We start from the raw sequence: 12,362 nt of genomic DNA on the forward strand, positions 1-12,362 counted from the left end.
AAACTTCCCAGTTTACCTAGTAAAAATTCTATTTAACCTTCTTTTCCAACTCCTCGACCCTCCTCTTCAATTCTTGCACTTCCTTGATTATTTCTTCTAAACTCGTTCTATTTCCTTCCTTTTCCTTCATATAACACTCAAAAGCGTCCTTCAGTACTTCATAAACGCTTACTTTCCTTTTCTCAGCCTCATCAACTATCCTCTTCCATAACTCTTCATCCGGGAAATATACCGATTTATAGCCGGGTCTGGGCATTTTACCTCAATATACTTTATTGTACTTCAATATAAAAACCTTATTGTACCACAATGTACCACAAAATTTAAATATACAAAAGTACAATATGGTACATGACGGGGTCAGATGATGAGGGACGACGGGCTGACGTATGATGAGCCTGTTACGAGCTGACCCCGCCTTATACTTTACTGTACTTTGAAGCTAATAACTTTAATCCTACCCTGATCCCAGGTTTTTAGTTATAGCAGCTTGCTCTCACAGTAATGAAAACAATATTACTATTTTACAGCAGTTATGGGACTTTAACGTAACTTAAAGATTTTCATCAACCTGGGTGGTCCACCTGAACGGCGCTCGAGAACATGAGGAACGCCTCCACGCTCCTCAGGTTAAGCTCCTTCACCGGCTCCCTGACGACGTCGGTCACGGTGAAGATCGCGAGGTAACCCTGAAGCCTCTCCCTCCTCCAGAACGAGGAGTCCCAGGGCCTTGACGTCCCTTGGAGCTCCTCGATCTCCGGCCAGGCAGGCCTCCTCGACTTCCTCGCTGAAGGTCGGTTGTGTAGAGGTACCTGGCGTGTGTCCCGGAGTCACGTTTATGTTCCCGGACGAGCAACTTTACCGTAATGGGTCGCCTCCCAGGGTCAGGTCGGCGTAGTAGACTCCGGGGATCTTCCACTCGGAGGTGTCCCTCCACCTCCTCGAGGGTCCCCTGGACCGACCCTGAGCTCGGTTGGACTTGAGCCTTGACACCACGTTGTCCGTCACGAGCTTCTCGGACAGTTCTGGGGTCGAAGACGACCCTGGCTACCGGAAGGGCTCCTTGAGCACATCCAACATCTGGCCACGTCGATCTTGGCCTTGAACTCGGCGACCATCCTAAATCAACATCTTCCTCACGGCGTAGGGGAAACCGTGAACGTCCTGCTTGAGGTCCACTATGGCGACCGTGAGGAGCTTGGCCCTCTCGAACCTCCAGTGGCGTGGCAGTAGATCCAGTAGTTCTCAGGGGCTCACGTACCCCTGAGCGTTGTGGTTCACGGTGTCGTCCATGATGACGACCTGACCCTTCACCAGCCTGACAGGACCTCCACGCGTCGTCGAGTTCTCCCAACGCCTCCATCAGTTCACGTTCCAACCCGAACGTCTCGGCCGCGTTCCTCACGCTGGCCCTCCCATCTACCAGCACCATGAGGATCAGGCCAGTTAACCTTCCTGCTCCTCCCCTGACCACTCCCAGCCTGTTGATCTCACTGACCGGCCTCTCCCTAGCGAACTCGATCAGTCCTTCCGCACCTTTTCAGCAGGACGACGTCGAAAAACTTCCCACAATACCGACTTTCCTCTATTACCTCCCTAAGATTCCCATAACTGCTGTCTTAGAGAAGAAGAACTGAAAAAACGAAAATCTTCTCGTCACCGATAATCTCCCATTGGGGAAGACCGGGAAAAATCCTCCCTAATCGGAACAGCACTTAACGAGTTTAAAAAGCTCCTACCCTTTAGGGTTTAGACATTGTCAATATGCAAGCCAATTAAGGCGAAATCTTATATTGGTATACCTAATATAATATATCGATGTCAGTAGTAATAACGATTAAGGTTGACAAGCGAATTGCGGAATTAATAGAAAAAATGATAAGTTTAGGCATTGCTAAAACTAAAAACGAGGCCGTAAACTTGCTAATAGAGCACGGTAGGAATGAGGTAGAGACGTGGATAGAAAAAGAGGAGAAAGTTGAGGAACTAGTAAACAAGTGGCTTAAGGATAGTTTCCCGTATAAGGGTTTAGACACTTCAGATTTAAGGGAAGAAAGAGTATGAACATTTATGTTGATACTAACGTTATAATTTCTTTTGTGGAACAAGACGTGAACTATAACAAGGCATTAAAAATTAGGGAAATTAACGATCTAATAACTTCGGAGGTTACAGTATTAGAGCTGAATTCCTTCTTCTCGAGAAAGTTGAAGGACGAAATTCTAACAGAAGCCTCAACGAAATATGCCATTAGAGCCACTAACGTTAGGGTTGTTGAAATAGATATGAACAAACTGTTCAGAAAAGCATTAGAGTTCTCCACTAAATTGCAACTGAAGACACTAGACGTTCTTCAAATCTCTTCAGCCCTATTACTTAATGCCAAATCTTTCATCACTTTCGATAAGGATATATTGAAAAAGAGGGATCTTATAGAAAAAATTACTAAAATTCTTGTTTCTGATTTACAGCCATAGTCTCCTCTAATAATCGTACATCATAACTATTTCTTTAAAGAGCTTAAATAGTTCAAATATCTCTTAAATCCAAACAATGTTAAATTATAAGTTGAGCAGTTCATAATACTGTCCTCTTTTCAGTCAGATCTGTCTAATACAAGCAGCAGTTATGGGACTTTAACGTAACTTAAAGATTTTCATCAACCTGGGTGGTCCACCTGAACGGCGCTCGAGAACATGAGGAACGCCTCCACGCTCCTCAGGTTAAGCTCCTTCACCGGCTCCCTGACGACGTTGGTCACGGTGAAGATCGTGAGGTAACCCTGAAGCCTCTCCCTCCTCCAGAACGAGGAGTCCCAGGGCCTTGACGTCCCTTGGAGCTCCTCGATCTCCGGCCAGGCAGGCCTCCTCGACTTCCTCGCTGAAGGTCGGTTGTGTAGAGGTACCTGGCGTGTGTCCCGGAGTCACGTTTATGTTCCCGGACGAGCAACTTTACCGTAATCGCTCGGCCTCCCAGGGTCAGGTCGGCGTAGTAGACTCCGGGGATCTTCCACTCGGAGGTGTCCCTCCACCTCCTCGAGGGTCCCCCGGGCCGACCCTGGGCTCGGTTGGACTTGAGCCTTGACACCACGTTGTCCGTCACGAGCTTCTCGGACAGTTCTGGGGTCGAAGACGACCCTGGCTACCGGAAGCGCTCCTTGAGCACGTCCAACGTCTGGCCACGTCGATCTTGGCCTTGAACTCGGCGACCATCCTAAATCAACATCTTCCTCACGGCGTAGGGGAAACCGTGAACGTCCTGCTTGAGGTCCACTATGGCGACCGTGAGGAGCTTGGCCCTCTCGAACCTCCAGTGGCGTGGCAGTAGGTCCGGTAGTTCTCAGGGGCTCACGTCCCCCTGAGCGTTGTGGTCCACGGTGTCGTCCATGATGACGACCTGACCCTTCACCAGCCTGACAGGACCTCCACGCGTCGTCGAGTTCTCCCAACGCCTCCAGCAGTTCACGTTCCAACCCGAACGTCTCGGCCGCGTTCCTCACGCTGGCCCTCCCATCTACCAGCACCATGAGGATCAGGCCAGTTAACCTTCCTGCTCCTCCCCTGACCACTCCCAGCCTGTTTACAGTCTTGACCGGCCTCTCCCTAGCGAACTCGATCAGTCCTTCCGCACCTTTTCAGCAGGACGACGTCGAAAAACTTCCCACAATACCGACTTTCCTCTATTACCTCCCTAAGATTCCCATAACTGCTGTACTCCTTATACCTTGAATCACAGAGTCATTACAGCAGTTATTAGATTTTGCCTTAACTTCAAGGCCAAACCTAACGAAAAATCCTATAACTGCTGTCATTAGTTAACTTGGCTTTCTCCTTAGTCCCTGCATGAAAATAAGTAGAAAAAAATAAATGTGTCTTTAAACAATAAAGACATAAGGGAATTTTAAAATGACACAATTAACTGACAGAGGAAACGCAGTGGGGGAACTCTTAAGTGAATATGCAGAATTTATCGACCTAGGTACTATTAATTATCTAATAGATCTTATGAGCAAAGAAGAAAAAAAGAGTAAGAGGGAGATATTCAAGGAGCTAGAGATTAGTAGAGGTGCCTTATATCAACCTCATATAGGGAATGAACTCAAGCAGAAGATAATTAAAGAGGCCTTCAAGCGTTTAGACTCAAGTATCGTTATAAAAACCTTGTACGGACGTATGAAGAACCTTTTCATAAATTTTATAGTAGATATTCTCTCTGTCACTGCTGACGAAATTAATACTAATAATGATTTAGCCGAATTCATTAGAGAGATATTAACTGAAAACGCCGAGCTATTAAAGAACGTAAGAGACGTTGAAAGGAGAAAAATTATCGAGATTGCAACAAATAAGTTCTCCTTAGAATATAATAAGAATATTAAACTGTTTTGGCTTACTATTCCAAGATACATATATGGGGACGAAATTATAAATTCTAAAACTTTTGAAGATCAATTAGTAACGCCTACGGTGAGCATACAGTCTCCTTTGAGCATAAATATTCAATTCACTCAGAGATCAAGAAAGAAGATGCCTAACGAAAGCACTCCGCTAATCCGAGTACCTTAAGGTGAAAATAGTGAGGCAACAAAACTTCGTGATAATTTTACCGTGGATTATACCTGGGTCTTTAGGAACCAGCTTCAAAGCAGCTTTAGAAGAAATAATCCAATCGGCTCTTGTAGACCTAAAAATGAAATTTGATATAGACAGAGATGAACAATCTACAAACATAACAATTAAGCACGAAAACGATTATTTTACCATAAATATACTAGCCAATACAATAATCCTTCAGTTTTTAGATTTCAATGAAAATGAGAGATTAATAGTAGATGAAATAGTAAAAAAGATTAAAGAGTCCGGAATAGATCTACCTAAGGAAATCTTAGTCTCATCCTCAGTTACTATAGACTCAAATAGAGATAAACTAAGTAAATTAGTTACATTTCGCTACGGGGAAGATTATATACCTGCTTCTATAAGGCTTATACACGAGCAGAAAAATATAAGGGAATTGATTACAATAGAACAAGTAGGGATTTTTTCTTCGCAACTGGTTTTACTTGTTGAAGTAATATCTGAAGATCTTTACGAGGGCATAACGCATGTAATTAGTGAGAGGTCTAAGATGTTAAAAATCCTTGGATAACTGTGATGATTAATGAATAATAGATGTTGCTTTTTTCGAATCCTTAACGAAGATACTATACGAAGATTAATTGAAATGACAGAACGATATTTATCACAGAACTTTAACGTTAGTCCTCGTGGCATCAGTTTTAAGATACAGTTGTTAGATGGGAATTCGGCAGGCAGTTGTGAAAGAGGAAAGAATCTCATAATTATTGACCCCAACAGAGGCTTAAAGCCCGATGACAATAATTCATGAAGTTTTACATTGTTTTCAACACGAGTCCTGGAATGGAACATCTCATGGTATTCATGAAGGGTTGATAGAGCTTTTAGCCTCTTACATAATTTATGAAAATTCAAAGAATCAAGATTCCTTAGGAGAGCTTGCGCTATCTAAAGTAGTGGATTGCATGTTCAAGGATAGAAACTCTTTTTGTTTCCTAAATAATTACGGTTATATATATTTACTCACGTTTTGGAGCTCGGTTTTTATCTATCTTATCTTTATCAGATTTAAATGGTACTACTTTAACAGATGAGAATTACGATTCTTTAATAAAGAGATCTATAATAGAGAATATCAGAAAATTATTCAATGTATTATTGAGGGCGAATTTACAAGAGCTTCCTCAGGATATCCAGACAATTGTATGCGAAGTTAGAAAATACCTGGATGATCCTAATAATCTGGAATCAAATTATTTAAATCTAAAGAATTTTATACTAAACCAGTTTCAATCTCATAATACTATAAGAAGATTAAAGGGTGTATATAAGGAAATCATAAATGGCACTTATAACGTATTCGATTCCGACGATCTACATGCTTTAATATATTTCTTGCAAGATAATAAATAATTATTCAATAAGTAGTGTAATTCTATTTAACTGGAGCTTTAGCGTATCACATAAGCCCTAGCTTTATAATGCCTTAACAGTGCAGCATACAGATTTTGTTCTCAGTCTCGACCGTAAGTTTCACTTTCACTTTTTTATACTTCAATACCTTTATTATCTTCTCTATTTCTTCTAGGTCATCGATCTCTATAACATACATACTATGAAATAATTGCAGTTACAGGCTATAAAGATAACCTGATCAACTTGAGTATTACTCATGTGACGCACAACTTACATTGACGTTCTGCATAATTTTTCGTAATATAAATTAAATAAAATCAAAATGATTTGAAATGATATGCAAGAACTGTATCCTCTCCGTGAACTAACAAAGTACAATTACGTTAAGTGACGAAGTAAAGAACGCTTATTTACAATTATTAGACATTTACGTTCCAGACTACGTCCTAGAGAGATATAAGCTCCAGACGAGACTTTGCTCTTTTTACCATACGAACCTGCTATTAAGAGTCCTTTAATAGCAACAGGAAAAAGTGGAAGCTATTCGCTAACTATAGCTTAACAAATGATTACGAAGTAGTTCAGATAAACACTACCAGGCAGTTAATCAGAATAAAGAGGGATCCAGATGTAGAGGAGATAATGGGATATGTGAGAAAAGTGCACCCTGGAGCTACAGTGGAAGAGACAATATCTGCTATTTTGCAGAGAGTAGTGGAAGATACGGGAGAGTTTAAAGACGATGAGAAATTCGGTGCTTAAGCGATGTTACTTTATATCAATCTAGCATATCTAATACATTACGGAGTTCTAATTCTTGTAAGAGATTACAGCAGTTATGGGAACCTTAGGGAGGTAATACAGGAAAGTCGGTATTAGCGAGAAGTTTTTCGACGTCGTCCCGCTGAAAAGGTGCGGAAGGACAGATCGAGTTCGCTAGGGAGAGGCTGGTCAGGGAGATCAACAGGCTGGGCGTGGTCAGGGGGAAGGGGAGGAGCAGGAAGGTTAACTGGCCTGATCCTCATGGTCCTGGTGGGTGGGAGGGCCAGCGTGAGGAACGCGGACGAGACGTTCGGGTTGGAACGTGAACTGATGGGGCGTTGGGAGAACCTGACGACACGTGGAGGGACCTCTCTAACCCTGTCTCCCAATAGCGTTTCTCATCGATACAGACGTTCATGGCCTGAGGTTCCGATAACTTGAACCCGTCCCACCTAACCTCATTCGTACTCTCTCCAGGTCTTTCCGCACCTGGTACATCTGTAAAACCGGGTAGGAGGTTCGTCGGCAGCCCTCGTCTGAACCATCCAGAAGTATACCTCATCGTTCTTACACGAGGGACATACCACACCTCTCATCGTCTGAGAGCCTACGGGCATCTCCTCCTCCAACACTATAGTCTTCTCCCTCTCGGTGTGCTTAACCTTAGACTTGATCACTGTAGGTTTAACCGCCTCCTCCTCGTACCCACACTTGGGACACCTATACACACTCGTGCCGTTGACTTTCCTGGGAGTCATCATCGAGTGACACTTAGGACAGAACTTCAAGGAAGAACACCTCTACTCCTTCCTCTCCTCCTTTTTTAATTTTTCCTTTATTAACTCCACTATCCTTTGACACTCCTGCACGAGTTCCCCATCGTACTGATTACCCGTCCCAAAGTTACTGAAGTTCACCTCTTTAACCACCTTCCCTCTCTTGAACTCCTCCACTAAACCCTCGCCTCCCAGGAACAGGTGTTCCAGGTAACCTGCCCTGAAGACGCATATCCCCTTTAATTCTCCTACCTTAACCAGGATCGCTACCCTAGACCCTGACTTCACAGGCCCTTGAGCTCCTCCAGGAACTTCTCCCCCATCGCCCTGACCGCGTCCAGGGCCTTATTCAGTGCCTCCAAGGGGGAGATAGTCCCGTCAGTCATTATCTTGAGTACTATCTCATCGTTCAAGGGATGAGGTTGGTAGTAGGAGGCGTAGCTGACTCCCTTAACTTCCCGAAGAGCTCCGGCCAAGAGGTTACCAAGAGTGTGATCCTCCCCTGCTAGCCTGAGCTCCAGGTAGTTTTCAGATCTCTTGTCTACCCTGACTTCCATTTCCTCTCACCGCGTACGGTCCTATCTTTCTGGTCTCAACATTACCACACCTGGGACACTTTAAATGTTCCTCATCCTCCTTGACCATGGGGTTACCGCAGATGGAGCAGGAAGCCACCACAACCCCGAGGTCTTTTCCCCTCATGGTCAACTGGAGGGGCTGAGTGAAGGATATGGGACGTGCCCTCACTACGTCGGACAACCTCACGGCGTCTCTGAGGTTCTTCACGTGCCTCTGGGAAACCTGTGATACGTGAAGGTAACCGGTCAGGGAGGGACTGATGAACCTCTCCTCTATGCTGGCTATTGACACCACGGCGTAGTCCTCCTTGACACCTGAGACTACACCGTAAACGTACTTAGCCTTCTTCAACCTGAGGATCAGGGTCCTCTTCATGGGTATAACGTTGCTCCTCCTGTTGATCATGTCGTAGAAGACCTTCCCAGCCGTAGAGGCCCTGAGCTCTCCGTCACGCTCGTAGCACCCCTCCCCTGGAGTGAACTCCTCTATGACACCTAGGATCTCCCCTGGGAGGGTGAATTCGCCTTGGTTCCTCATGTTCACCACGGAAATATGTATGGTTCAAGCTTATTGGTTATAATCATTTTCGCCTCTCCTGGGGTCAACACCGGTTTCTCGTAACTGTAGAGGTCGTCCGTGGGGATCCTTGGGCAGGAAGTTACAACGAACGCGTCCACGTAGCTCCTGTCCAGGTTCCTGAGGGAATCCACGTTGAGCACCTTGCTGGTGACCACGAAGATCCTCTTGCCCATGGACTTCAACCTGGACTCCAGGGCCTTTACCATGAGAGGTCTATTCTGACCCACCTTAAGCCCCTGGATTATGACCCAGGTCTCGGCGTCCAAGGCACGCATGAGCTTGGAATACCTAACCTTGAGCACCCTGTAGATTTCTCCCGTTATGTCCTCCACCGAGGAGGTGTAAGGGTCCAACTTTATGACTGGTTTCCCCGTGGCTAACCCTAAACCCAGGGCGTGAAATAGCCCTCCTGATATATTGACATGAACTTCCACTTCCACTTGTGCTGCCCTGTAATCGCACCCCAGGACCTGTCCCTCCCCCATGAAGGGAGAGGAGGGCTTCCCCACGACCACCTGAAACCCCCTGGAGGACAGGAACTCCCTGACCTTGTTCACTAGCCTCCAGTGTTGTATCGTTGAGGTCAGACCGACCCTCTCCTTCCCCTCCAGAGAGTGAGCTAACTTATCTAGAGTTTCTCCGCTCAACTCCAGTTTGCTCTCGGCCCTGACGAAGAGGGTTGGGAACTTGGGGTAGTACCACGTGTAGGGGGAGTGACCGAAGTGAACTAGGAGGTCGACCTTCAGGAGTTGGGCCTCGTCTTCAGCCAGGTCACAGGCTCCCCAACTGGGCTCTCCGGAGATGATGAACTCCACGTCAGGAAGTCTTTCCCTCAACCTCTCCACGACTTCTGTGGAGAAGTACCTTAGCCCCTCGGGAAACTGGAGAAGTACCTTCTTGGCACCCCTCCGCCTTATCTCAGAAGAGATGTACTCTTCATCGAAAAAGTAACTCACTGGGCCTTTTCCTCCTTCAGGGGGAGGACTACAACCTCAGTGTCCAGTGGGAGTTTACTTGAGGCCACCTTGAGGGCCTTCTTGGCGAACTCCAGGTGATCCTTCTTTACCCTCATACCCATTATGAGATCACCCAGCTTGGTTATCCTGGCGGCGGTACCGATGGGCTTTCCAAAGGAGAGCCTCATCCCGTCCTGAAGCCTGTCCGCACCGGCGAAGGCCATCATCTTGTTCTCCCTGATAACGTGGTGTGGGTACTTGGTGACGAACATGAAGAAGTCAGTCTCGTTCCCCACCATGGCCGTCATCTGCTTGAGCGCTATGACCCTAGCAGCCTCCAGGGCATTGTGCCTTATCTGGCCCACCTGCTTGGTCACTAGTCTAACCTCAAAGTCGTAGTCCTTCTTCTGATCCCCCATGGTGAACTTAGTTATCTTGGGTTGTGGTACTCCTGGTATGTACTCCCTTCTAGTGTAGGGAGGGCCTGAGAAGTGCCTGTAACACCTTCCTGGTCTAAGTGGCATGACCTCTTGTAGGGATCAGGGGTATTTAACATTTGGGGACGGATAAACGCGGGATCTGTTGGTGTCCTTGGAACTCAAGCAGACCATCCCAGGAGACCTCAAGAACCTCTCCTAGGCGGAACCGTGCCGAACTAATAGTTCCTTGGAATCTTCATAACGAGTGAAGGGGAGTTATCTCCATTAGGATTTTCCGTTGAGTGTTAGCCCTTATCTAGGCGAACTCCGACGACTGCTGTCCGTAATAGTTCCTCACGCACGCTCAATCGTTACGTGGTTAACCGCAATCTAGGACGATAACGTAAGGTGTCCTAAACCAGGGGCCCCATAAAGTTAAAAACGTAGTTCAATAAGATTATAACGCGGCCGTAGTCTAGCCTGGATTAGGACGCTGGCCTTCCAAGCCAGTGGTCCCGGGTTCAAATCCCGGCGGTCGCACTTGTAGGGGGTTACCCCCTACTGCTGTTTGTCCCTACACTTTCATTTCAATCATTTTATGTTCATTCATGATCGAGTGTAGGGACTTAGCCCTCAACCACCTACTTAAGGTAGGTGGGTCATGGGACTCCTTCGAGCCCAACGGCACGGGGCTCACATCTCCAGCCCTCCTCGCTAAGTTGTACAGTGCAACCACGTCCCTATGCCACCTCTCCTTCCCCTTCCCACAAACACCAACCCTTGGGGCATCGCCCCCATCGGGTTGGTAAACGATCTTCGCCCCGTGGACTGGACAGACAGTGGAAGTGTGAGAGGGGTTAACTAAGAGTACGGGGACACCGAACTCCCTAGCCTTCTCAATTATAGCACAGCAGTTATGGGAATCTTAGGGAGGTAATACCGAGAGCTCGGTATTAGCGAGAAGTTTTTAATTTTCGACGTCGTCCCGCTGAAAAGATGAAGATGACGAACAGAAAGGGACAGGTAGAGTACGCTAAGGAGAGGTTGGTCAAGGCATTGAACCAGGTCCTGGGCATAGTGAGGGGGAACGGGAGGAGCGGGAAGGTCAACTGGCCTGATCCTCATGGTCCTGACGGAGGGCCGGCGTGAGGGACAGGGCCGAGACGTTCGGGTTGGAACGTGAATTGATGGAGGCGTTGGGAGGACTTGGAGATGCGTGGAGGTCCTGTCAGGCTGGTGAAGGGACCTGTCATCGTGGACGACACCGTGACAGCGAGGCTCCGGGAGGACGTGAGCCCCGAGAACTACTGGACAGCAGTTATTAGATTTTGCCTTGATTACAGGGCGATATTTAAGGGAAAGTCCCACAACCGCTGTGCTGTATCTAAATTTTTTATACACTCTGTGTACTTTAAATTAGGGTTACTTACCATGTTAATCGAGGACAGAATTTATCGCTTAATCAAATTACTGCTTCACATTGCTAAAGAGGAGAATACAGAGGTTACAGCGACTAAACTGCAGAAGATTTTCTTTTTACTTGAGAAGGAGGTGGGGATTCAGTTAGGACTAGACTTTAAGCCTTGGTTCTTCGGCCCTTATTCATCAAGACTGCAAGATTACGTCGATAAACTAATCGAATTGGAAGAGATTGATGTAGAAGAGGAGGAAGTAAGAGACCCATTAAGCGAGGAAGTAATAGGGTATAAAAGGGCTTACGTTTTAAAGAGCGAGTTGAAGCCTGAGGAAGAAGACAAACCTATTGAAACGTTTTTCAGGGAATGGGTTAGGAAGAGTAGGACTGAGATTCTGAACTACGTCTACAAGAAATACCCAGAATACGCTAAATATTCAATAATTAGAGACAAAGTTTTAAGGTAGGTTAAAAGAATGAAAAAGAAGAGGAAATCGACTTTTGTTAACTTCCTCTTAAACTCCTTAAGCTTTTTCGATACTACATTAGCTATATACGAAAGTATTCAGAAAGGAGAAAAACCGTATTCAGACATAAAGTCTCGGGCGATTCAGGGCTCCTTTGCGAATTGTAATATCTCTGTTGATTTGGACTTATTCAATGGAGGAATTATGAATGTATTTGACCATTTCACGAAGAAATAAGGAACCCTGTAATATTATTACAAGAATGAGATAACAGGTCGAGAGGTTGTAGTTGAGGGCTATGGCCCGGGCGATCCTCCAGGGGGAGCGGCACTTCCCGAACTCTCCAGGAGGGAGTTGAAGGACTCGGCCAGGTTGTTGGACCTGAGGAGGGGCCAGAGCTCCCTGGGGGCGAGGAGA

Annotated in this window: 20 protein-coding genes, 1 tRNA gene and 2 pseudogenes; 11 read left to right on the top strand and 12 right to left on the bottom strand. The window is 46.1% G+C overall.

The annotated features are described in order from the left end of the window. Positions 1–28: 28 nt before the first annotated feature. Together METMK1DRAFT_RS14965 and METMK1DRAFT_RS19310 are read right to left on the bottom strand one after the other, a co-directional pair. Complete coding sequence (locus tag METMK1DRAFT_RS14965; protein ID WP_009075750.1) at positions 29–256, bottom strand: hypothetical protein; 228 nt, start codon at positions 254–256, stop codon at positions 29–31. Between the two features lie 408 nt (positions 257–664). Beyond that, complete coding sequence (locus METMK1DRAFT_RS19310) at positions 665–1,432, bottom strand: hypothetical protein (RefSeq protein ID WP_009075753.1); 768 nt, start codon at positions 1,430–1,432, stop codon at positions 665–667. On the opposite strand from METMK1DRAFT_RS19310, the gene METMK1DRAFT_RS14970 reads away from it, so the two are divergent. The 3 genes from METMK1DRAFT_RS14970 to METMK1DRAFT_RS14980 all read left to right on the top strand — a co-directional run bounded on the left by METMK1DRAFT_RS14970 (position 1,431) and on the right by METMK1DRAFT_RS14980 (position 2,477). Further along, positions 1,431–1,637 (top strand): hypothetical protein, encoded by a 207-nt coding sequence (locus tag METMK1DRAFT_RS14970; protein WP_048088051.1) that lies wholly within the window; start codon positions 1,431–1,433, stop codon positions 1,635–1,637. The genes METMK1DRAFT_RS19310 and METMK1DRAFT_RS14970 overlap by 2 nt on opposite strands. Before the next feature lie 181 nt (positions 1,638–1,818). Continuing rightward, positions 1,819–2,064, top strand: coding sequence for a hypothetical protein (locus METMK1DRAFT_RS14975; RefSeq protein ID WP_009075755.1), 246 nt, complete (start codon positions 1,819–1,821; stop codon positions 2,062–2,064). Then, positions 2,061–2,477 (top strand): type II toxin-antitoxin system VapC family toxin, encoded by a 417-nt coding sequence (locus tag METMK1DRAFT_RS14980; RefSeq protein WP_009075758.1) that lies wholly within the window; start codon positions 2,061–2,063, stop codon positions 2,475–2,477. Before METMK1DRAFT_RS14975 ends, METMK1DRAFT_RS14980 begins: the two co-directional genes overlap by 4 nt. A 280-nt stretch (positions 2,478–2,757) precedes the next feature. Here the strand turns inward: METMK1DRAFT_RS14980 and METMK1DRAFT_RS19315 are convergent, their stop codons facing one another. Then, entirely contained in the window at positions 2,758–3,102 is a 345-nt protein-coding gene (locus METMK1DRAFT_RS19315; RefSeq protein ID WP_245544660.1) for a transposase, read from the bottom strand. A gap of 237 nt (positions 3,103–3,339) precedes the next feature. Next, on the bottom strand, positions 3,340–3,465 hold the full coding sequence (locus METMK1DRAFT_RS19605; RefSeq protein ID WP_281034123.1) for a hypothetical protein: 126 nt from the start codon (positions 3,463–3,465) through the stop codon (positions 3,340–3,342). A 59-nt stretch (positions 3,466–3,524) separates the two neighbouring features. Between METMK1DRAFT_RS19605 and METMK1DRAFT_RS18550 the strand changes: the two genes are divergently transcribed. From METMK1DRAFT_RS18550 to METMK1DRAFT_RS17950, 4 genes are all read left to right on the top strand, one after another. After that, the gene (locus METMK1DRAFT_RS18550) at positions 3,525–3,728 is read left to right on the top strand and encodes a hypothetical protein (protein ID WP_048088053.1); all 204 of its coding nucleotides are present in this window, start codon (positions 3,525–3,527) and stop codon (positions 3,726–3,728) included. Positions 3,729–3,905: 177 nt separating this feature from the next. Further along, entirely contained in the window at positions 3,906–4,565 is a 660-nt protein-coding gene (locus tag METMK1DRAFT_RS15000; RefSeq protein WP_009075762.1) for a hypothetical protein, read from the top strand. Positions 4,566–4,575: 10 nt separating this feature from the next. Further along, positions 4,576–5,148: a hypothetical protein gene (locus tag METMK1DRAFT_RS15005; protein ID WP_009075764.1), complete on the top strand. Its 573-nt coding sequence runs from the start codon at positions 4,576–4,578 to the stop codon at positions 5,146–5,148. 1,757 nt (positions 5,149–6,905) lie between these two features. Beyond that, complete coding sequence (locus tag METMK1DRAFT_RS17950; RefSeq protein ID WP_048088056.1) at positions 6,906–7,196, top strand: hypothetical protein; 291 nt, start codon at positions 6,906–6,908, stop codon at positions 7,194–7,196. A 17-nt stretch (positions 7,197–7,213) separates the two neighbouring features. Here METMK1DRAFT_RS17950 and METMK1DRAFT_RS15025 read toward each other — a convergent pair whose 3' ends face one another. From METMK1DRAFT_RS15025 to METMK1DRAFT_RS15050, 6 genes are read right to left on the bottom strand one after another with little or no spacing between them, the layout of a single operon-like run. Beyond that, on the bottom strand, positions 7,214–7,543 hold the full coding sequence (locus tag METMK1DRAFT_RS15025; RefSeq protein ID WP_048088057.1) for a transcription factor S: 330 nt from the start codon (positions 7,541–7,543) through the stop codon (positions 7,214–7,216). A gap of 12 nt (positions 7,544–7,555) precedes the next feature. Next, positions 7,556–7,819, bottom strand: a complete 264-nt coding sequence (locus METMK1DRAFT_RS15030; protein WP_009075774.1) for a hypothetical protein — start codon at positions 7,817–7,819, stop codon at positions 7,556–7,558. Further along, on the bottom strand, positions 7,816–8,088 hold the full coding sequence (locus tag METMK1DRAFT_RS15035) for a DNA-directed RNA polymerase subunit L (RefSeq protein WP_009075776.1): 273 nt from the start codon (positions 8,086–8,088) through the stop codon (positions 7,816–7,818). The genes METMK1DRAFT_RS15030 and METMK1DRAFT_RS15035 overlap by 4 nt, the downstream gene beginning before the upstream one ends. Then, positions 8,060–8,647, bottom strand: coding sequence for an exosome complex RNA-binding protein Csl4 (locus METMK1DRAFT_RS15040; protein WP_009075778.1), 588 nt, complete (start codon positions 8,645–8,647; stop codon positions 8,060–8,062). The genes METMK1DRAFT_RS15035 and METMK1DRAFT_RS15040 overlap by 29 nt, the downstream gene beginning before the upstream one ends. A 2-nt stretch (positions 8,648–8,649) precedes the next feature. After that, a complete protein-coding gene (dph2, locus tag METMK1DRAFT_RS15045) occupies positions 8,650–9,645 on the bottom strand; it encodes a diphthamide biosynthesis enzyme Dph2 (RefSeq protein ID WP_009075781.1) in 996 nt (331 codons plus the stop codon). After that, the gene (locus tag METMK1DRAFT_RS15050; RefSeq protein ID WP_009075783.1) at positions 9,642–10,169 is read right to left on the bottom strand and encodes a 50S ribosomal protein L16; all 528 of its coding nucleotides are present in this window, start codon (positions 10,167–10,169) and stop codon (positions 9,642–9,644) included. Before METMK1DRAFT_RS15050 ends, dph2 begins: the two co-directional genes overlap by 4 nt. Before the next feature lie 359 nt (positions 10,170–10,528). On the opposite strand from METMK1DRAFT_RS15050, the gene METMK1DRAFT_RS15055 reads away from it, so the two are divergent. Continuing rightward, positions 10,529–10,604: transfer RNA gene (locus tag METMK1DRAFT_RS15055), tRNA-Gly, on the top strand. A 34-nt stretch (positions 10,605–10,638) separates the two neighbouring features. On the opposite strand, the pseudogene METMK1DRAFT_RS16875 reads toward METMK1DRAFT_RS15055, so the two are convergent. Next, a pseudogene (locus tag METMK1DRAFT_RS16875) lies at positions 10,639–10,971 on the bottom strand (transposase); the annotation flags it as partial. Positions 10,972–11,066: 95 nt separating this feature from the next. Between METMK1DRAFT_RS16875 and METMK1DRAFT_RS17955 the strand changes: the two are divergent. The 3 genes from METMK1DRAFT_RS17955 to METMK1DRAFT_RS15065 are packed head-to-tail and all read left to right on the top strand — an operon-like array spanning position 11,067 to position 11,945. Then, positions 11,067–11,213, top strand: coding sequence for a hypothetical protein (locus tag METMK1DRAFT_RS17955; RefSeq protein ID WP_216586110.1), 147 nt, complete (start codon positions 11,067–11,069; stop codon positions 11,211–11,213). Beyond that, positions 11,210–11,389: a hypothetical protein gene (locus METMK1DRAFT_RS16880; RefSeq protein WP_082230065.1), complete on the top strand. Its 180-nt coding sequence runs from the start codon at positions 11,210–11,212 to the stop codon at positions 11,387–11,389. The genes METMK1DRAFT_RS17955 and METMK1DRAFT_RS16880 overlap by 4 nt, the downstream gene beginning before the upstream one ends. After that, positions 11,319–11,945: a conjugal transfer protein gene (locus tag METMK1DRAFT_RS15065; RefSeq protein ID WP_245544661.1), complete on the top strand. Its 627-nt coding sequence runs from the start codon at positions 11,319–11,321 to the stop codon at positions 11,943–11,945. The genes METMK1DRAFT_RS16880 and METMK1DRAFT_RS15065 overlap by 71 nt, the downstream gene beginning before the upstream one ends. A 186-nt stretch (positions 11,946–12,131) precedes the next feature. On the opposite strand, the pseudogene METMK1DRAFT_RS17960 reads toward METMK1DRAFT_RS15065, so the two are convergent. Next, positions 12,132–12,362: pseudogene (locus tag METMK1DRAFT_RS17960) on the bottom strand (IS256 family transposase); the annotation flags it as partial.

This window comes from Metallosphaera yellowstonensis MK1 (genome assembly GCF_000243315.1).
GTDB lineage: Archaea > Thermoproteota > Thermoprotei_A > Sulfolobales > Sulfolobaceae > Metallosphaera > Metallosphaera yellowstonensis.